This window comes from Verrucomicrobiota bacterium, assembly GCA_016871675.1.
Lineage (GTDB): Bacteria > Verrucomicrobiota > Verrucomicrobiia > Limisphaerales > VHCN01 > VHCN01.
On the sequence record VHCN01000034.1, the window covers coordinates 16,197 to 33,850 of the forward strand.

The following is a 17,654-nucleotide window of genomic DNA, read 5'->3' on the forward strand; positions in this document are numbered from 1 at the left end:
AATTCACTTCTTGTGCTGGCGGTGTCCCAGGCGGGCTTTGTGGCGGCTGTTGCCGGTGTGGCGGGTCGTGTTGCGACTTGCGGCGTGTCGCGGCGCGGCTCACTTGATTTTTCTTCTGATCGGCGGGTTGGTGAATCCGCGGGGCCGGAATGGAATTCGCCTCTCCCCGGAGTCGCGACGACGCCGGGCCCGAACGTTCACACCTCCCGCCGTCTCCGTTTCCTTCGTTGCCTCCTGTTCAACGCCGGCTGACGCGCGGGCGCTACTCGGCGGTGTTGACGGTGTAGCCGCCGGATTTTCCGTCGGCTTCGACTTTCAAGAGGCCGCGTTTCTGGGCTTCGAGCAGGAGGTCGTTGAAGGAACGAAATCCGTGGGCGCGCTCGTTGAAGCCGGGGTTGCGGCGCTTGATGGCCTGTTTGATCATTGAGCCCCACACCCGTTCGTCCGCGCCGCGTTCGCCGTTGAGGGCCTCGAGGGTTTCGACGACGAGTTCGAGGGCCTTGTCGAGGGATGGACCTTTGTTTTCGTCGCCCGCGGGCTTCGCCGCCGCGGCCACCGAGGTGCTGCGGGGGCGCGAGCGAGCGCGGTCGGCGCGGACGAGGTCGTCGTAGTAGATGAAGTCGTCGCAGTTGCCGATGAAGAGGTCGGAGGTGGAGTTCTTCACGCCCACGCCAATGACGGTCTTGGCGTTTTCGCGGAGCTTGCTCACGAGGGGCGAGAAGTCCGAGTCGCCGCTGATGATGACGAAGGTGTCCACGTGGCCCTTGGTGTAGCAGAGGTCGAGGGCGTCCACGACCATGCGGATGTCGGCGGAGTTCTTGCCGGACTGCCGGACGTGGGGAATCTCGATGAGCTCGAAGGCGGCCTCGTGCAGGCCGCGCTTGAAATCCTTGTAGCGGTCGAAGTCGCAGTAGGCCTTCTTGACGACGATGTGGCCCTTGAGCAGGAGGCGCTCGATGACCTTGGTGATGTTGAAGGCGGGGTAGTTGGCGTCGCGCGCGCCGAGGGCGATGTTCTCGAGGTCGAGGAACACGGCCATGGTGGCGTCGGCATCCTTGGGGGCGGGAGGGTTCATTCCGTTGGGAGGAGAGCTTAGCGAACCAGCGGCGTGGGGACAGCCGAAAGTTTCGCAAGGGGTGGAGACGGGCGCGTGCCTGTTTGTTGCGACCTCCCGGGAGGGACAGCTCCGACCGGGGGAAAACGCGGCGACTTGGATGCAAGCGCACACCCCTCACCCGGTCCTGCTCCGAGCGGGACCACTCTCTCCCTTCGTCGGACGAGGGGAGAGAACCAATGGCCGGCAACTGCCGCGATTTCGACCCTTGAACCCGAACGGACACTCCTCACCCCATCGCTCTCCCCTCCTCCGAGGAGGGGAGAGGGTGTCCGAAGGGCGGGTGAGGGGTGGCTGTGCGCCAACCGGTTCATGGGTAGGGATGCAGTGAAGGGGCAGGAACCGGGATGCGCCCGAACGGAGCCGGACGCTTTCAACATGAAGCTGCTCTCAAGCGGCGGGCCCGGCGGCGGGCGGACCGGGTTGCCCCGCGGGCGGGGGCGGCACGACGATCACGGGAAGGGGGAAACGGAGTTTCATCACGTCGTCCACGAGCACTTCGACCCAATAGACGCCGTCGGTCTTGAATTCGAGTCCGCCGAAGACGGTGGCGTTGGTGGTGTTCATGCCCGGGTCGTTCAGCGCGAATTTCATCTGCGACTGCCGGAGCACGGTCAACTGGTCGGGCGCCATGACGCGCACGACCTCGGAGAACTGCCCGAGCCCGGCGCACCAGCGGTTGAACACGCAGAGGCGGCCTGCGGTGACGGGAACCTGCGGCAGCCGGATGACGCTCAGGATGCCGAGCACGATGAAGTTGCCGTTGGCTTCCTGGCGGATGTCCTCGCACAGGAGCGAGCATTGCAGGTCGGGGAGGATGCGGTTGGGGGTCATGGGGATTTCCGATTGCCGGGTGCGGGTTGCCGGTGGGGGAATGGTCAGGCCGTGGCCAGTTCGGCGGCGCGGACGGTGTTGGACATGAGCATGGCAACGGTCATGGGGCCGACGCCGCCAGGATTCGGCGTGATGAGGCCCGCGATGGGCTGGACCGCGGCAAAGTCCACGTCACCGACGAGCCGCGAGCCGTTCTTGGCGGTCGCATCGGGGACGCGGTTGACGCCCACGTCGATGACGACCGCGCCGGGGCGGACCATCGCGGCCGTGACGAAGTTCGCCACGCCCATCGCGGCGATGAGGATGTCCGCCCGCCGGCAATGGGCCTGGATGTCGCGGGTGCCGGAGTGGCAAAGGGTGACGGTTGCGTTCGCGTAGCTGGACTTCTGGCAGAGGATCGCGGCCATGGGCTTGCCGACGATGTTGCCTCGGCCGAGGACGGTGACTTCCGCGCCCACCGTCTTGACGCGCGAACGGATGAGCAGCTCGTGGATGCCCGCGGGCGTGCAGGGAACGAATCCCGTGCTGTCGCCGAGCATGAGCTTGCCGACGTTGAGCGGGTGAAAGCCGTCCACGTCCTTCGAGGGCGAGACGGCGGTGAAGATGGTGGCGGAATCGATGTGTCGCGGGAGCGGCGCCTGGACGAGGATGCCGTGGAAGGCGGCGTCGGCGTTGAGCCTGGCGATGAGTTGGAGGAGTTCGGATTGCGTGGTGGCCTCGTGCAAGACCTCGGTCTTGGCGTGGAACCCGAGTTGCGCGCAGGTGCGCTCCTTCATGCCGACGTAGACCTTGGAGGCCGGGTCTTCCCCGACGCGCACGAAGGCGAGCCCGGGCTGGATGCCGCGGGACTTGAGCGCGGCGACGCGCTGGGAGGTTTCCGCGAGGAGCTGGGAGGCGATGGCGCGGCCGTCGATGAGGTTCTGCGGCTGCATCACTCGACGGTCTTGAGCGTCTCGATGCGCAGCACGGGCATGCGCGGCCAGCGGCGGTCGATCATTTCCTCGCCGGTGACGAGGATCACGCGGCCCTTGATGGAAGCCCACGGGACGCTTTCGTTGGTCGAGTAGAGGTAGTTGATGGTGCGGCCGGTGTAGATGTCGGCGAGTTCCCAATTGGAGGGCGCCTGCACGTTCCAGACCTTGCGCACGATGCCCTCGCGGGTCACGACGCGCGGCGGACCGGGCTCGGTCTCGACGACGGGCGGCGGCGTGTTGGTGGAGGTCACGGCGAGCTTCTTCGGCGGCGGCGCCTGGGCGCGCTTGGCGGCGTCGCGTTGCTCGCCGGTCTCCTGTCCGCCGCCCCAGCCGAAGATGCGGCTCCAGATGGAGCGTTTCGGCGGCGGGACTTGAATCTGATAATACACCTCGCCGCCCGCGGGCGCCGTGGCGGCGGCGGATTCGGACTTCGCAGCGGCGGCGGGAATCGCGGCGGCGGAAGTCGGCGTGCCGGGAGTCGGACTCGGCGCCGTTGCGACGACCGGCGTCGCTGATGTCACCGGCGGCACGGCTGGAGTGGTCGTCACAGGAGTCGTGACGGGCGCGGTCGCCGGCAGGGCAGCGGCGGGCGAAGCGGGGGTGAGCAGGGCGGGATTCGAGGGGACGGTGGTGAGCGGATTGGTGCGAATGGGCTCGACGCGAACGAGCGTGGGCTCGGAAAGCGGTGCGGGCGTGGTGCTGGGATCCACGCGGCCGCCCGAAATGGACGGATCGGATCCAGGACGGACGGCGGTGGGCGAACCGCTGGCGCGGACGCCGGACTTGCCCGAAGACGTGGAGGAGGCGGTGGCCTCGCCCTCGCCGGACTTCCGGATGACGGTTTCAGCCGCGACGAACGCGCTCGCGCCGGGAGGCGGCTCAATCTCCATCCACGCGCCCGAGGTGCGGAGCGGCTTCACGGGAGCGCCCTTCTCCATGCGGGCGACGATGCTGTAATTCTCGCCGGGGCCGGCGCGGACGTTGAGCTTGGGCACGTGGACGGCGTTGTTCGAGATGAAGCTGTTGAAAACCCAGACGGGGGTGTTGGCGGGCAGCGCGATGCGGAGCCAGGCCCTGGGTTCGCCGGCCTTCGGCGCCTTGACCGGAATCTGCTCGAGCACGGTGACGGTCTCGCCCTTCTTGAGCTGGGTGATGACCTCGCTGTTGAGCGTGGCCTGGCCGCGGATGTTTACGCGGTTGTCCTTCACGGTCGCGGTCTGTTCCGCGGCGGGCGCGGTGGCGGCGAGGAACAGTGCGGTCAACAGCAGGCTGCGTTTCGTTCTCATGATGGGTTGAGTAAAGTTTTAATTTCGGGCGCTGTCAATGTCCGCCAACGGCCGGAGCGCAGTTCGCCGAGGCGGATGCGCCCGATTTGCGTGCGCTGGAGCGCGCACACCGTCAGACCCAGATACTCGAAGAGCCGCCGCACTTCGCGATTCTTGCCCTCGGACAACTCCAGCTCGACGATGCTGCGCGTGTTGTTGGCATCCACCAGTTGGACGCGCTCGGCCTTCAGCAGCTCGCCCTCGTGCTGAACACCCTCGAGAAACTTGCGCAGCATCGGACGCTCGACCCGCCCGTCAACCACGGCGCGATAGTGCTTCCGCACGCCGTATCGCGGGTGCGTGAGCCGAAGACAGAAATCGCCGTCGTTCGTGAGGAAGAGCAGGCCTTCGCTCTCCCGGTCGAGGCGGCCGACGGGCACCAGAGAGGCCCATTTCGAGGGCAGCACATCATAAATCGTGCTGCGCCCAAGGTCGTCGGAACGCGTGGTGATGACGTGCGGCGGCTTGTTGAACGCGATGTAGAACTTCTCGCGAACCCGGAGCGGCGCGCCGTCGAGCGTGACCTTGTCAATGGCCGGGTCCACCTTGGTGCCAAGCTGGGTGACGACCTTTCCATTCACGGCCACGCGCCGCCCGGCGATGAGCTGCTCACCGGAGCGACGCGAGGCGACGCCGGCCTCGGCCAGGAATTTTTGAAGGCGGACCATGAGTCGCTGCGAGTCACGACCGCGGGACGGCGGCGGATTCCCACCGTGCGCGAGGTTTCGAAACCGCGGCCCTGGACAGGCAAGCCGCCCATCCGCGGGGCGGGTTACGCCTCGGGCCGGGTCTTCGGGAGGCCGGTGACGCGGTTGCCGGGATTCCACTGCCCGCGCTTGCGCAGCAGCGCGACGCGCTCGAAACGCTTGAGGACATTCCGCTTGGCGCCGGTGGAGCTTGCGGCGCGGAGACTGCGATGCTGTGACATAAAAAGTTGCGGGTTGCCCGGCGCCCGGCGCGCGCGGGAAGCGGTTTGTAGCAGAACGCGCCGTCGAAGCAAATGGTTTGTTCGCCCCGGCCGGTGGTTCCGCGCCATCGTGCTTGAATCCGGGCCCGCAGGCTGGCGTCATCGGTGCGATGCGGCATCACGCGCCCAACCCGGAACACCTCGCGCTCACGCGCCGGGAGTTTCTCAACCGCTGCGGCCTGGGCATGGGCGCGCTCGGGCTGGCCTCGCTGTGCGCCGAGCACGGATGGCTCGCGCCGACGGCGGACGCAGCGGACTTCACCAACCCGCTTGCCGTGAAGCCGCCGCACTTCCCGGTGAAGGCCAAACGCGTCATCCACCTGTTCATGAACGGCGGGCCGTCGCACGTGGACACCTTCGACCCCAAGCCCGCGCTCACGGCGAACGCCGGCAAGCCGCTGCCCTTCGAGCTGCGCACCGAGCGCCGCACGGGCGTCGCGCTCGCGTCGCCGTTCAAGTTTGAGAAGCGCGGCAAGTCCGGCATCGAGGTGAGCGAGCTCTTCGCGCACACCGCCGAGTCCATTGACGAGGTGGCGATGATCCGGTCGATGCACGCGGACGTGCCGAACCACGAGCCTTCGCTGATGCTGCTCAACTGCGGCGACGCGCGGCAGGTGCGGCCGAGCATGGGCTCGTGGATCACCTACGGGCTCGGCACGGAGAACCAGAATCTGCCGGGCTTCATCGCGATGTGCCCCGGGTATCCGATCCAGGAATCGCAGAACTGGCAATGCGCGTTCCTGCCCGGCGTGTTCCAGGGCACGCACATTGACACCAAGAACACGCAGATCGAGAAGCTGATCGAGCACGTCAAGAACCGCTACCAGTCCACCGCCGAGCAGCGCGAGCAGCTCGACTTGTTGCAGCGACTCAACGAGCGGCACGCCGCCCAGCGCGCGCGCGAGGCGCAACTCGAGGCGCGCATCCAGAGCTTCGAGCTCGCTTATCGCATGCAGGGCGATGCCGCGGACGCCTTCGACGTGAGCCGCGAGCCCGAGCCCATCCGCCGGATGTATGGCGAGGGCACGCAGGCGCGGCAGATTCTCATCGCCCGGCGGCTCATCGAGCGCGGGGTGAGATTCGTGCAAGTGTGGCACGGCGACGGACAGCCGTGGGACAGCCACGACGACCTCGAAGTGCAGCACCGCAAGCTGGCCGGCCAGTGCGACCGCGCGATCGGCGCGCTGTTGAAGGACCTCAAGCAGCGCGGCCTGCTCGACGAAACGCTCGTCATCTGGGGCGGTGAATTCGGCCGCACGCCGACGGTGGAGTTGCCGAATCCCGGCAGCAACGCCGGCAGGATCAACGGGCGCGACCACAATCACTGGGGTTACACCACGTGGCTCGCGGGCGGCGGGGTGAAGGGGGGATACGTCCACGGTTCGACCGACGAATTCGGATTCAAGGCCGCGGAGAAGCCCGTGCACGTCCACGATTTGCAGGCGACGATCCTCGCGCTGCTCGGCTTTGACCACGAGCGACTCACCTTCCGTCACGCCGGCCGCGACTACCGCCTCACGGACGTCCACGGCGAAGTCGTCCGCGACCTGATTGCGTAGCCGTCAGCGCATGGCCGCCGAGGGGCGGAGGTCCCACTCTTCGAGCAATTCCCGCGGGAGTTCGCGCAGGAAACGCGACGACTGCTGCATCTCGGCGCCACCGCCGAACGAGGAGCGCAACAGCGGGTGGCTCAAGTAGAGTTCGTCCTTCGCACGTGTGATCGCCACGTAAAACAACCGCCGCTCCTCCTCCTCGCCGTCCACCGCATTGAGGGCGCGCGCGTTTGGGAACATCCCCTCGCAGAGCATGATCACGAACACGACGCGGAACTCGAGTCCCTTCGCCTGATGGATGGTGGAGAGCCGCAAGCGTTCGTCGTCCCGATCCGGTTTCGAGTCCTGCTCCTCGGCATCCACGTTGGTCAGCAGCGCGAGCTGCGTGAGAAAATCCTCGAGCGTCGGGAAACGGCGGGAGAAGACCGCCAGCTGCTCGATGTCCTCCATGCGGGCGCGGTAGTTGGCGAAGTTGGCCTTGAGGTGATCCTCGTAGCCGGCCTCGACCACGAGCGCGATCATCTTCTCCGTGTTGCCGAGGGTCCCGGGCGCCTCGAGCTGCGACATCGTGGCGGCAAACTGCGCCCACGCGACGGCGGTTTTCCTCGGGATGGCGGCGCCGCAGGATTGGAGCGCCCGGGCAAGGCGAGGCGCGGTGGTTGGAGACCCCGGTTCGACGTCAACGGATGCCGCCCCGGAACCCGGAAGCCGGAACCTGGAACTGAATGCGGCCCAAAGCTTGTCGGCGGTCTTGCCCCCGATGCCGGGAAGCATCCGGATGAGGCGCTTGAAGGCGAGCTCGTCGCGCGGGTTGGCGACGAGCTTGAGGTGCGCGGCGACGTCCTTGATGTGCGCCTGTTCGAAAAACCGGACGCCGCTGGTGATGCTGAACGGGATGTTCCGGCGCGTGAGTTCAAGCTGCAGTTCAAGCGAGTGAAAGTGCGAGCGGTAAAGCACAGCCATGTCGCGCAGGTCGAAGCCTTCGTCGCGCAACTCAAGCGCCCGCTGCGCCACAAACGCGGCCTGTTCCGGGCCGTCGCCGCATGCGACGAGCACGGGACGCGGGCCGGACGGCCGCGCGGCGGCGAGCTGCTTGGCGAACTGGTGGATGTTCGGCGCGATGGCGGCGTTGGCGAGCGAGAGGATTTCCGGCGTGCTGCGGTAGTTGGTCTCGATCTTGTAGATCGTCGCGCCGGGATAACGCTTGGGAAACTCGAGGATGTTGCGAAAGTTGGCGCCGCGCCACGAGTAGATGCTTTGCGAGTCGTCGCCCACGGCCATCACGTTGTTGTGGCGGGCGGCGAGGAGGTCGATGAGTTCTCCCTGCAGCTTGTTCGTGTCCTGATACTCGTCCACGAGCACGAACTGGAACCTGCGCTGATACGATTCGCGGATGTCCGCATGGTCGCGCAGCACCCGCAGCCACAACGCAAGCAGGTCGTCGAAGTCCATCAACCCGCCGGTGCGCCTGCGCTCCACGTAGCTTGTGTGCACGGCGACGATCTGCGCTTCGAGCGGCGTGAAGTAGTCGTAATCTGCACGGAGCAGTTCACCGACGCTGCGGCCGGTGTTGACCGCGAGCGAGAAGATCTCCCCGAGCACGTCGGCCTTCGGGAAGCGCGTGGCCTTCATGTCGATCTTCGACTCGTCGAGGCAGGCTTTGATCAGGTCGGCCGCGTCTTCACGGTCCATGATGGTGAAGTCGCGCGGCCAGCCGAGGACGTCCGCATGGCGGCGCAGGAAACGGTGTCCGACGGAATGAAACGTCCCTCCCCAAAGCGCCGAGAGATCGCTGCCGAGCAGGTCGCCGACGCGGCGCATCATCTCGCTCGCGGCCTTGTTCGTGAACGTGAGCAACAGCATCCGCTCGGCGGGAATGCCCTGTTCCAGCAGCCAGGCAACGCGATACGTGAGGGTGCGCGTCTTGCCAGAGCCCGCCCCGGCAATCACGAGGGCGGGGCCGGGGGTGGCGGTGACAGCGGCGAGTTGTTGCGGATTGAGTTCGCGGGCGTAGTCGATGCGCAAGTCCACCGGCGGGCGAAACTCGTGGAGGGCATACTCGCGCGACATGGCGCGATTGAATGGCGGCGCCCCGGGTGCGGGAAGGAAAAACGAAGACTGTCCGGGCGGGAATTCGACGGGCGATGCGGCTGCGGCCGTTTCACGCGGATGCCATGAATGACCCACTCGGCCCGGTGCGAGCCGGAGCCAAACGGGCCGGGCGCGAGGCGGCGCAGCTTGAGTTGCAGGTGGGAGCTCGCGTTCGGGAATTGCCCCGGGATCGGAATCGTCGCGTAAGCACGCTTCGGGCTCAGCAGCACGCCGTTGGCGAGGCTCCAACCCTGCCCATTTGTCGCAACGGTGCCGGGATGAAGCTGCGCGAATGCGCAAAGGCCACCGCGTCGCAAACCTTCTGGAAGATGGTGGGCAGCTGATTGAGCGGACACCGGGCAATCATCGCGGCGTCCTTCGTGCGGGGCTTGAAGAGCACTTCGCCGAGCGTGACGCCTTGCACGGGTTTCATCGTGTAGAAGAGGCGTCCCTGCGCGCCCGTGCCCATGTCGTGCACGCATGCCGCCGCGGGTGATCTCGCGACCGGGCTGACAAGGGGATTGGCTCGCTTGCACTGGAAAGGGTGCAGCCGGGAATACTGAAGCACACAACCAACCACTCTTGGGGGAAATAGCATGGACGCCATATTGACCACCCGACGGGAAACTGCTTCACTGCCGACGAACTTAGAAACTGAAGCATGAAGTGGAGTTCTCCCATGCTGACGCTTGTTGCGTGCACCCTCGGTGCGTGTTCCAAGCCACCGCAACCCGCGAAGGGTCTCGAACTGGCCACGCCGCCTCGCGCACAGTCAGCGCCTCCAGTCGCGCCGCAAGCCGCGCCAGACCCGGGCGTCGCCGCTTCGCCCGGTGGCAATGCGCCTGCGCCGAGCCCTGCGCCCGTTGCGCCTCCGGTCGCGCAGAATCCGAGCGTCGTCACCCCGGTCCGCGTCATCACGGTTGACGCGGCGTTTGCAACCAAGCAACCCAAGGCCGCCGCGCCTCGCGCCGCCGGCCCTCAGGATGTTTTGGATGCCCTCAACCGGGCGCTCAGTGCTCACCTCGCCACCGGCAAACCCGCGCCCGCCACCATCGAGGACCTCGTTCACGCCGGGGCGCTCAAACGCCTTCCCGCGGCACCGCCGGGGATGAAGTTTACGATCGACGCCGCCCAGGGACAGGTTGTGCTTGCTCCCGCAGGGGGTGGCGCGAACCGATGAGCCCATCAGCAAAGATGAAGACAAACCCAAGACCCCGATCCGGTCGCCAGCGCGGTTTCACGCTCATTGAACTGCTCGTGGTCATTGCCATCATCGCTATCCTCGCGGGATTGTTGCTGCCCGCGCTCGCGGGCGCGAAGCAGCGCGGGCGCGCCATCGTGTGCGCAAGCAATGTCCGGCAGTGTGGTCTGGCGCAGGCCATTTACGCGGACGACTTCGACGACAAGATGCCGTATGCCGGCATGAGGTCGAGTCCGACGACGCAATGGTCTTGGGACGATTTGGTCAGCTCGTATATGGGAATCCGGCAGACGCAGGCGGAGTTTGACAGCTTCGTGGCGAGCAATGTTGCCGCCGTCGTGTGGTGTCCGGCGGACAAAGTCCATCGCAATCCCGCGTTCGTCGCCCTTGGCGCCAAGCCTAGGACTTATGCGATGCCGACGCACAACATGATCGCCTTGAACCCGAACGGAGCTAACCCGCCCGTAGCGGCGCGCGACTGGCCACCGGGACCGAACAATGGAACCGGCATGGGGCTCCACTGGGATATGGGCGGATTGAACGGGACGCCAAACCTGATTTTCCCGGGGTCGAACTGGACACCTTCCGACCCGGCGCCTCCCAATATCGCGCCCAGATCTCAGCTCGCCATTCGCAAGTCCACGCTCATCAAGCCCGAAGGGATCATCAATCTCACCGAACGGATTTCTCCGGACAACGTCGCAGGGCAGGCTCAATACGTCATCGGTGGTTCGCTCGGACTCATCTCGATGCGAACCGTGATCAACTCGCCGATCACTCACCTCGAATCGCGCGTGCTCGAAACTTACAACATCACCCTCACCTTCACGAGCGTCCTGCAATACCATGGCGGCACGATGGTCTACCAGATGGCCGACGGCCACGTGGAACGGCTGAAGCCGGAGGCGACCCTCGGCGCCGCGACGAATCCGGATTTGCAAGTCGGCATGTGGACGTTGAGGCCCGATGACTAGCCGGCGCGTCGTGGCTCGTCGGCTAAAGTCTGGACTCACCGCGGCGCCTCCACCATGCTCGCCGCATGGCCGAGCACAAGGTTTCCGAAGTATTGAGCAAGCCCGACGCGGCGCTCGAAGTCACGCTCCGGCCATCGCTCTTCTCGGATTTCACCGGACAGACAAAGGTCAAAGAGCGGCTCGAGATCGCCGTGGCCGCGGCGCGGCAGCGCAGGGAGTCCCTCGACCACATCCTGTTGAGCGGCCCCCCGGGCCTCGGTAAGACGACGCTCGCAAACATCCTCGCCAAGGCAATGGGTTCCAACCTCCGCGCCACCAGCGGGCCGACGATCGAGAAAGCCTCCGACCTCGCCGGGTTGCTCACGAACCTCGACGAAGGCGACGTGCTGTTCATCGATGAAATCCACCGGCTGCAAAAGACGATCGAGGAGTATCTCTACCCCGCGATGGAGGACTTCAAACTCGACATCATCATCGATCAAGGGCCCAACGCCCGGAGTGTCCGGCTGAACTTGCCGCGCTTCACGTTGATCGGCGCCACAACACGCAGCGGATTGCTCACGGCACCGTTGCTCACCCGCTTCGCCATCCGCGAACGCCTCGACTACTACCAAGCGGATCAACTCCACCAGATCGTGGTCCGCTCCGCGCGGCTGCTCGGAGTTGAAGCGGAAGAATCCGCCGCCATGGAGATCGCGCGCCGCAGCCGCGGCACGCCTCGCATCGCGAATAACCTGCTCCGTCGCGTGCGGGATTACGCGCAGGTCAAAGGCAACGGCAGCATCACGTCGGCCGCCGCCGATTCCGCGCTCGCCATGCTGGAAATCGACCGCGACGGCCTTGATGAGATGGACAAGCGAATCCTGGAGACCATCATCATCAAGTTCAGCGGTGGCCCCGTGGGAATCAGTTCGCTCGCAGTTGCCGTGGGAGAGGAAGCCGACACGCTCGAGGAGGTTTATGAACCCTTCCTGATCATGGAGGGCTACCTCCACCGGACTTCCCAGGGGCGGGTCGTGACGGAACTGGCCTTCAAGAAACTTGGCCTCAAGCCGCAAGGGGCGAAACAGCCCAGTCTGTTCTGAAGAGCGGCGGCAGGCAAACCCGGCGCCCGGGCGGCGCAGTTCCAACCATGCCGCGCGAGCGACCAAGCCGCCGGAACGGCAATGGATTCATCCGGAGTCCTACGTAGCGCCAAGCGGGGATTTTGAACCATGCATCCTTCCCTCCCGGCCCGGCCAAGACCGCACGCTTGCAAACGAGATGCTTCGTCCTCCTTCCTTGACCTTCCAGCGACCCTTGCCCATCGTCTCGCCGCACACGGACTGACTGAATGGATCTAAATCCCGCGCCCGAATCTCCGGACCGTGACCTGACGCCCGCCGTGGGCGCGGAAACGGACGTCGCGCGCCTCGGCCACAGCACGCCGCCGCCCCCGCACGAGCAAACAGCGGATGAGGATGCCGATATCGCGGATTGGGACCGCGTGGCCGCGATGAGTGAATTCCGATCGCTGCTTCGCGCGAAGGCCGCGTTCATCGTTCCGGCCGTCTTGTTCTTCGTCATCTACTACTTCGCGCTGCCCGTGCTGGTCGGCTGGTTTCCCGAGCTGATGGACAAGCGCGTCGGCCCGGTGAACGTCGCGTATCTCTTCGCCCTCTCACAGTTCTTCATGGCGTGGGTGCTCGCCTACGTTTACCTGCGCAAGGCCGCGAGATTCGACGGCCAGGCGGCGGATGTCATCGCCAAGCTTGACGCGTCGAAGAAAGGCCGCTCGAAATGATCCCGCTCCTCGCCGCCGCTGCCGAGCCAGCCGCCCTGCCCGCGGGGTTTCATTTCACGCCTGCGCTCGGCATGTTCCTCGCCTTTGTCGTCGTCACGCTCGCCATCACGTATTGGTCTGCGCGGAAGTCCACGGGCGCGAGCAATTTCTTCGCGGCAGGCCGCGGCATCACCGGCTGGCAGAACGGGCTGGCCGTCGCCGGCGACTATATGAGCGCGGCGAGCTTCCTCGGTATCGCGGGAATGATCGCCTTCAAGGGCTATGACGGCTTCATGTATTCCGTCGGCTGGCTCGTCGCCTATCTCACCGTCCTGCTCGTCGTCGCCGAACCGCTGCGCAACGCCGGCAAATACACGATGGCGGACGTGCTCGCCTACCGCCTCAGCCCGCGCCCCGTCCGCGCGATGGCTTCCCTTTCCACACTGACCGTTTCGACGTTTTACATGATCGCGCAGATGGTCGGCGCGGGCGCACTGGTCAAGCTCCTTTTGCCCGGCGTGAGTTACGAGGCGGCGGTGACCGGCGTCGGCGTCCTGATGATCGTCTACGTGGTTTTCGGCGGAATGCTCGCGACCACGTGGGTGCAGATCATCAAGGCCGTGCTGCTCATGAGCGGTTCGCTGTTCCTGAGCGTGCTCGTGCTCAACCACTTTGATTTCAGCCTGGCCAAGTTTTTTGAAGCCATTGGCAACGTCCCCGTGGCCGGCCCGGACGGCACGATCGTGCACCGGGATTTTCTCAGGCCCGGCTTGAAGTTTGGGGCGGCGGTGACGAATGGCTGGGGGCCCTTGGACCAGGTCTCGCTTGGACTCGCGCTCGTGTTTGGCACCGCGGGCTTGCCGCACGTGCTCGTGCGCTTTTACACCGTGCCCGACGCGAAAACCGCTCGTGTCAGCGTCGTTTGGGCGATGGCCATCATCGGCTCGTTCTACATCATGACCACCTTCCTCGGCTTCGGGGCGGCGACGATTCTGACGCCAGCGAACATCAGCGTTGAAAACATGAGCGCCCCGCTGCTTGCCAAGGCGCTCGGCGGGGAGACCTTCTTTGCATTCATCAGCGCCGTCGCGTTCGCGACCATCCTCGCGGTGGTCGCCGGGTTGACCATCAGCGCGAGCACCAGCTTCGCCCACGATTTCTACACCAACGTGCTGCACCACGGGCGCGAGCGCGCCCCCGGCGAGGAAGTTCGCATCGCGCGCATTGCGTCATTCGTCGTCGGGGCCGTGGCCATCCTTCTTGCGATCAAGCTCCAGACCATCAATGTCGCATTCCTCGTCGGCCTCGCCTTTGCCGTCGCGGCCAGCGCGAATCTGCCGGTCATCGTCCTCTCCCTCTTCTGGAAACGCTTCAACACCTCGGGCGCGGTCTGGGGGCTTGGAGCCGGTCTCCTCGGCAGCATCGTCCTGATTATTCTAAGCCCGAGCGTGATGGGCGTGGACCCCGCGGGCACCCCGGCCGACAAGATGCACTTGATTCAATCGCCGGCACTCTTCCCGCTCACGAATCCCGGCATCGTGAGCATTCCCCTCGGATTTCTCGCCGCGTGCCTCGGCACGATGTTGAGCAACGACCGCACAAGTGAAACCAAGTTTGCCGAGCTGACCGTGCGCGCAAACACCGGCCTCGGCTCCGAGAAAGCCACGGCGCACTGATTCCCCTTGCGGCGCGGCGACCCGCCCCCGCAGGCGGGCCGGCGCCGGGAACGCCATCTCCACGGACGTCCTCTGGATCATGCAACACACCGGCGGGCCGCAGTGAGCCCCGGGCAAGGCTGCGTTTCCCGCTCATGAATCTTGCTGGCGACTTGTCCGTCCTGTCTTCCGTGCGCTGCGCGCTCAACGCGCCACCGCGCGAACCCGCGCCATGACACAAGCCCATCCAACCCGCGACACCCGTGCACCGTCCGCTTTCACTTTGATCGAACTGCTCGTCGTCATCGCCATCATAGCGATTCTCGCGGGCATGCTCCTGCCCGCCTTGAGCAAGGCCAAGGAAAAGGCCAACAGCGCGAAGTGCATCGCGAACAACAAGCAACTGCAACTCGCGTGGACGCTCTATTATGGCGATTTCGACGACCGGCTTTGCCGCAACCCCGGCGCCGTCGCCCGCACTCAGACCAACAACACCTGGTGCGCCGAGGGACAGCGCCCCGGCGCGACGGGTTACGTGGCCGGCAACGAGACCAACACCACCCTCTTCATGCACGCGCAACTCGGCCGCTACGCGCAAGCCGCGGCGATTTTCCGGTGCCCGTCGGACCGCTTCGAATATCCCGGCGCCGTGTCGACCTACGTCCGCAGCGTCTCCATGAACAACTGGATGAATGGCGGCATCCGGCCGAATCCCTTCCCTGCCCCGCCCGCCCAGCAATTCAAGCTCTTCCAGCGCATTGTTGACCTCAACAGGCCCTCCGAACTTTACGTCTTCACCCACGAAGACCCGAACTCGATCGATGACGGCTACTTCGCCATCGACATGTCCACGACCAACGCTTGGACCGGATGCAACCTTCCCGCGGCGTTGCACCTCGGCGGCACTTCGTTTGGATTCGCCGACGGAAGGGCCGAGACCCACAAATGGGGACAGACCCGCCTCTCCGCCGGAAGCGCCACCTCCATTGGCGGAGTCGTCCGCCCCGCCACCGTCACAGACGGCGTGGACATCCTCTGGCTTAAAAGGCACACCACGGAGTAACCGCGAAGCACGTGCGGCGCGCCGATTGCGCGCTTCCAAAGCCCCCCCGCGCAGCGCACACTCCGCGCCCGTGCTGACTCTCGAGCCATTCACCATCGGCGTCGGCGACCGCTTCGCCCATCAGGCAAAAGCACAGCTTCATGCCTTCCAACTCGCCGCGGCGCAGGGCGTCGCCGCGGTGCCCGTCTGGAACAAGTCCAACCGCGAGCACACGTTCATCGGCTCGCACCCGCAAAGCGTCCTCGATGCCGCGCAAGCCGCGGTGAAGTCACTGGGCTGGACCGGCGGCTGGCACGTGGATGCCGATCACATCCGGCTCGAGACCGTCGACAAGTTCCTCGCCTGCTCTGACTTTTTCACCATTGACGTCGCCGACAGCATCGGAAAGCCCGCCGCGCCCTCGGACGTGCGGGCGTTCGTGGACCGCCACCCCGAACTCGCCGGCACCGTGAGCATCGCGGGCGCCGGTGCGCCGTTCACGACCACGCGGGCAGACGTCGCGCGTGTCGCCGGCAAGTATCTCCTGGCCGTTCAGGACGCCGGGACCATCTATCGCCACATCGCCGCACGGAAAGGCGGGGACAACATCATCGCAGAAGTTTCGATGGATGAAACCGACGTGCCGCAAACGCCGCCGGACTTGCTGATCATCCTTGCCGCACTTGCGGATGAAAAGGTCCGCGCACAAACCATCGCGCCCAAGTTCACCGGCCGGTTCAACAAGGGCGTGGACTACGTGGGCGACCTCTCGCAGTTCGAGCGCGAATTCAACGACGACCTCGCCGTCCTCGCGCACGCCGTGAAGTCCTACGGGCTTCCGGCGAACCTCAAACTCAGCGTCCATAGCGGCAGCGACAAGTTCAGTTTGTATCCGATCATCCGCCGCGCACTGAAACGCACCGGCGCGGGCGTCCATCTCAAGACCGCGGGCACGACATGGCTGGAGGAACTCATCGGCCTCGCCGAGTCGGGCGGCGACGGCCTCGCCCTCGCCAAGGAGATTTACGCCTGCGCCCTCGCGCATGTGGATGAGCTTTGCGCCCCCTACGCAAGCGTCATCGACATCCAGCGCGACAAACTCCCCGGCGCGGGCACCGTCGCTCAGTGGAGCGCCGCACAACTTGCAAACGCATTGCGGCACATCCCGTCTCATCCCGAATTCAACCCCAGCATCCGCCAGCTCCTGCACGTCTCCTTCAAGCTCGCCGCCAAGGCCGGCACCCGCTACACCGACCTGCTGAAAGCCAACGAAGCCACCGTGGCCAGGAACGTGACGGCGAATCTTTTCGAACGCCATTTGCAACCTCTGCTAATCGGATGAACAACCATGTCCCTCCAGCAAGGCATCCTCAATCCAGGCATCCTCTCCCTGCTCGCCCGGGCGCGGCACACAAACGCCATCGTCCTCGCCGACTGCGACTTCCCGTCGTGGCCCGGCCTCGAGACCGTGGACGTCTCGCTCGTGCGCGGCACGCCGACCATTCTCCAGGTGCTCGCGTTCATCCAGCCCCACTGGAAATGGGGCGCGGCATTCATGGCGAAAGAATTTCTGGAACAAAACGACAAGCGCACCCGCGCCGCGTTTGTCCGGGCGTGCCGTGGAATGGACTTGAGCTTCGAGCCGCACGCAGACTTAAGGCGCCGCATCCCGTCCGCCATCGGGCTGATCCGCACGGGCGACGCCACGATTTACAGCAACATGCTGCTCGTCTCCGCGTGACGGACCGCCGGTTTCCAAGCGGATGCGCAGACCACAACCGATGAAATCAGCCGTGACCATCTCCCTCGTGCCCGAGGCGCGCGGCGGACCGTTTGTCTTTTGGGACGACCTCGAAACCGGCTTTGCCGCGGCCGCCCGTCACGGCTTCGATGCCGTGGAGATCTTCATGGCATCTTCGAATGCGATCCCCTTGAGCCGGGTGCAAAACTTGTGCGCGAGCTATTCCCTCAAGCTCGCGGCCGTCGGCACCGGCGCGGGCTGGGTGAAGCACAAGCTCCGCCTCACCGACGCCGATCCCGCGGTGCGCCAGCGTGCCAGGGAGTTCATCTTTGGCATCATCAACTTCGCGGGCATCCTCGGTGCGCCGGCGATTGTCGGCTCGATGCAGGGTCGATTCGAAGGCGCGGTGTCGCGCGAACAG

The 17,654-nt window shown here is 65.5% G+C and carries 18 protein-coding genes; 10 read left to right on the plus strand and 8 right to left on the minus strand.

Annotated elements, in window-relative coordinates; genetic code table 11:
- Positions 1–262: 262 nt before the first annotated feature.
- The 6 genes from FJ386_08925 to FJ386_08950 form a co-directional block, all read right to left on the minus strand.
- The gene (locus FJ386_08925) at positions 263–1,075 is read right to left on the minus strand and encodes an NYN domain-containing protein (GenBank protein ID MBM3876825.1); all 813 of its coding nucleotides are present in this window, start codon (positions 1,073–1,075) and stop codon (positions 263–265) included.
- A 429-nt stretch (positions 1,076–1,504) separates the two neighbouring features.
- Positions 1,505–1,948, minus strand: coding sequence for a hypothetical protein (locus tag FJ386_08930; GenBank protein ID MBM3876826.1), 444 nt, complete (start codon positions 1,946–1,948; stop codon positions 1,505–1,507).
- Positions 1,949–1,992: 44 nt separating this feature from the next.
- Entirely contained in the window at positions 1,993–2,880 is an 888-nt protein-coding gene (locus tag FJ386_08935; GenBank protein MBM3876827.1) for a bifunctional 5,10-methylene-tetrahydrofolate dehydrogenase/5,10-methylene-tetrahydrofolate cyclohydrolase, read from the minus strand.
- Complete coding sequence (locus tag FJ386_08940; GenBank protein MBM3876828.1) at positions 2,880–4,208, minus strand: hypothetical protein; 1,329 nt, start codon at positions 4,206–4,208, stop codon at positions 2,880–2,882. The genes FJ386_08935 and FJ386_08940 overlap by 1 nt, the downstream gene beginning before the upstream one ends.
- Positions 4,205–4,915, minus strand: a complete 711-nt coding sequence (locus FJ386_08945; GenBank protein MBM3876829.1) for an rRNA pseudouridine synthase — start codon at positions 4,913–4,915, stop codon at positions 4,205–4,207. Before FJ386_08945 ends, FJ386_08940 begins: the two co-directional genes overlap by 4 nt.
- A 104-nt stretch (positions 4,916–5,019) precedes the next feature.
- On the minus strand, positions 5,020–5,175 hold the full coding sequence (locus FJ386_08950) for a small basic protein (protein MBM3876830.1): 156 nt from the start codon (positions 5,173–5,175) through the stop codon (positions 5,020–5,022).
- Positions 5,176–5,324: 149 nt separating this feature from the next.
- On the opposite strand from FJ386_08950, the gene FJ386_08955 reads away from it, so the two are divergent.
- Complete coding sequence (locus tag FJ386_08955) at positions 5,325–6,773, plus strand: DUF1501 domain-containing protein (protein MBM3876831.1); 1,449 nt, start codon at positions 5,325–5,327, stop codon at positions 6,771–6,773.
- A 3-nt stretch (positions 6,774–6,776) separates the two neighbouring features.
- On the opposite strand, the gene FJ386_08960 is transcribed toward FJ386_08955, so the two are convergent.
- Both FJ386_08960 and FJ386_08965 read right to left on the minus strand, forming a co-directional pair.
- The gene (locus tag FJ386_08960) at positions 6,777–8,837 is read right to left on the minus strand and encodes an ATP-dependent helicase (GenBank protein MBM3876832.1); all 2,061 of its coding nucleotides are present in this window, start codon (positions 8,835–8,837) and stop codon (positions 6,777–6,779) included.
- A 241-nt stretch (positions 8,838–9,078) separates the two neighbouring features.
- Entirely contained in the window at positions 9,079–9,336 is a 258-nt protein-coding gene (locus FJ386_08965; GenBank protein ID MBM3876833.1) for a hypothetical protein, read from the minus strand.
- A gap of 201 nt (positions 9,337–9,537) precedes the next feature.
- Between FJ386_08965 and FJ386_08970 the strand changes: the two genes are divergently transcribed.
- The 9 genes from FJ386_08970 to FJ386_09010 form a co-directional block, all read left to right on the plus strand.
- A complete protein-coding gene (locus FJ386_08970) occupies positions 9,538–10,038 on the plus strand; it encodes a hypothetical protein (protein MBM3876834.1) in 501 nt (166 codons plus the stop codon).
- Positions 10,039–10,052: 14 nt separating this feature from the next.
- Positions 10,053–11,033 carry a type II secretion system protein gene (locus FJ386_08975; protein MBM3876835.1) on the plus strand — a complete coding sequence of 327 codons (981 nt, stop codon included), beginning with the start codon at positions 10,053–10,055 and terminating at the stop codon, positions 11,031–11,033.
- 65 nt (positions 11,034–11,098) lie between these two features.
- A complete protein-coding gene (gene ruvB / locus FJ386_08980; GenBank protein MBM3876836.1) occupies positions 11,099–12,118 on the plus strand; it encodes a Holliday junction branch migration DNA helicase RuvB in 1,020 nt (339 codons plus the stop codon).
- Between the two features lie 410 nt (positions 12,119–12,528).
- Positions 12,529–12,816, plus strand: coding sequence for a DUF485 domain-containing protein (locus FJ386_08985; protein ID MBM3876837.1), 288 nt, complete (start codon positions 12,529–12,531; stop codon positions 12,814–12,816).
- A complete protein-coding gene (locus FJ386_08990) occupies positions 12,813–14,471 on the plus strand; it encodes a sodium/solute symporter (GenBank protein MBM3876838.1) in 1,659 nt (552 codons plus the stop codon). The genes FJ386_08985 and FJ386_08990 overlap by 4 nt, the downstream gene beginning before the upstream one ends.
- A 211-nt stretch (positions 14,472–14,682) precedes the next feature.
- Positions 14,683–15,513: a type II secretion system protein gene (locus FJ386_08995; GenBank protein ID MBM3876839.1), complete on the plus strand. Its 831-nt coding sequence runs from the start codon at positions 14,683–14,685 to the stop codon at positions 15,511–15,513.
- A 70-nt stretch (positions 15,514–15,583) separates the two neighbouring features.
- Complete coding sequence (locus FJ386_09000) at positions 15,584–16,834, plus strand: hypothetical protein (protein MBM3876840.1); 1,251 nt, start codon at positions 15,584–15,586, stop codon at positions 16,832–16,834.
- A 6-nt stretch (positions 16,835–16,840) separates the two neighbouring features.
- A complete protein-coding gene (locus FJ386_09005; GenBank protein ID MBM3876841.1) occupies positions 16,841–17,233 on the plus strand; it encodes a transport protein RbsD/FucU in 393 nt (130 codons plus the stop codon).
- Between the two features lie 40 nt (positions 17,234–17,273).
- On the plus strand, positions 17,274–17,654 hold a 381-nt coding region (locus FJ386_09010), incomplete at its 3' end, for a TIM barrel protein (GenBank protein ID MBM3876842.1).

What these genes read in the sequence shown, in the direction of transcription:
- FJ386_08925 (MBM3876825.1), bottom strand. Translation starts at nt 1,075, where the DNA reads ATGAACCCTCCCGCCCCCAAGGATGCCGACGCCACCATGGCCGTGTTC.
- FJ386_08930 (MBM3876826.1), bottom strand. Translation starts at nt 1,948, where the DNA reads ATGACCCCCAACCGCATCCTCCCCGACCTGCAATGCTCGCTCCTGTGC.
- FJ386_08935 (MBM3876827.1), bottom strand. Translation starts at nt 2,880, where the DNA reads ATGCAGCCGCAGAACCTCATCGACGGCCGCGCCATCGCCTCCCAGCTC.
- FJ386_08940 (MBM3876828.1), bottom strand. Translation starts at nt 4,208, where the DNA reads ATGAGAACGAAACGCAGCCTGCTGTTGACCGCACTGTTCCTCGCCGCC.
- FJ386_08945 (MBM3876829.1), bottom strand. Translation starts at nt 4,915, where the DNA reads ATGGTCCGCCTTCAAAAATTCCTGGCCGAGGCCGGCGTCGCCTCGCGT.
- FJ386_08950 (MBM3876830.1), bottom strand. Translation starts at nt 5,175, where the DNA reads ATGTCACAGCATCGCAGTCTCCGCGCCGCAAGCTCCACCGGCGCCAAG.
- FJ386_08955 (MBM3876831.1), top strand. Translation starts at nt 5,325, where the DNA reads ATGCGGCATCACGCGCCCAACCCGGAACACCTCGCGCTCACGCGCCGG.
- FJ386_08960 (MBM3876832.1), bottom strand. Translation starts at nt 8,837, where the DNA reads ATGTCGCGCGAGTATGCCCTCCACGAGTTTCGCCCGCCGGTGGACTTG.
- FJ386_08970 (MBM3876834.1), top strand. Translation starts at nt 9,538, where the DNA reads ATGCTGACGCTTGTTGCGTGCACCCTCGGTGCGTGTTCCAAGCCACCG.
- FJ386_08975 (MBM3876835.1), top strand. Translation starts at nt 10,053, where the DNA reads ATGAAGACAAACCCAAGACCCCGATCCGGTCGCCAGCGCGGTTTCACG.
- ruvB (MBM3876836.1), top strand. Translation starts at nt 11,099, where the DNA reads ATGGCCGAGCACAAGGTTTCCGAAGTATTGAGCAAGCCCGACGCGGCG.
- FJ386_08985 (MBM3876837.1), top strand. Translation starts at nt 12,529, where the DNA reads ATGAGTGAATTCCGATCGCTGCTTCGCGCGAAGGCCGCGTTCATCGTT.
- FJ386_08990 (MBM3876838.1), top strand. Translation starts at nt 12,813, where the DNA reads ATGATCCCGCTCCTCGCCGCCGCTGCCGAGCCAGCCGCCCTGCCCGCG.
- FJ386_08995 (MBM3876839.1), top strand. Translation starts at nt 14,683, where the DNA reads ATGACACAAGCCCATCCAACCCGCGACACCCGTGCACCGTCCGCTTTC.
- FJ386_09005 (MBM3876841.1), top strand. Translation starts at nt 16,841, where the DNA reads ATGTCCCTCCAGCAAGGCATCCTCAATCCAGGCATCCTCTCCCTGCTC.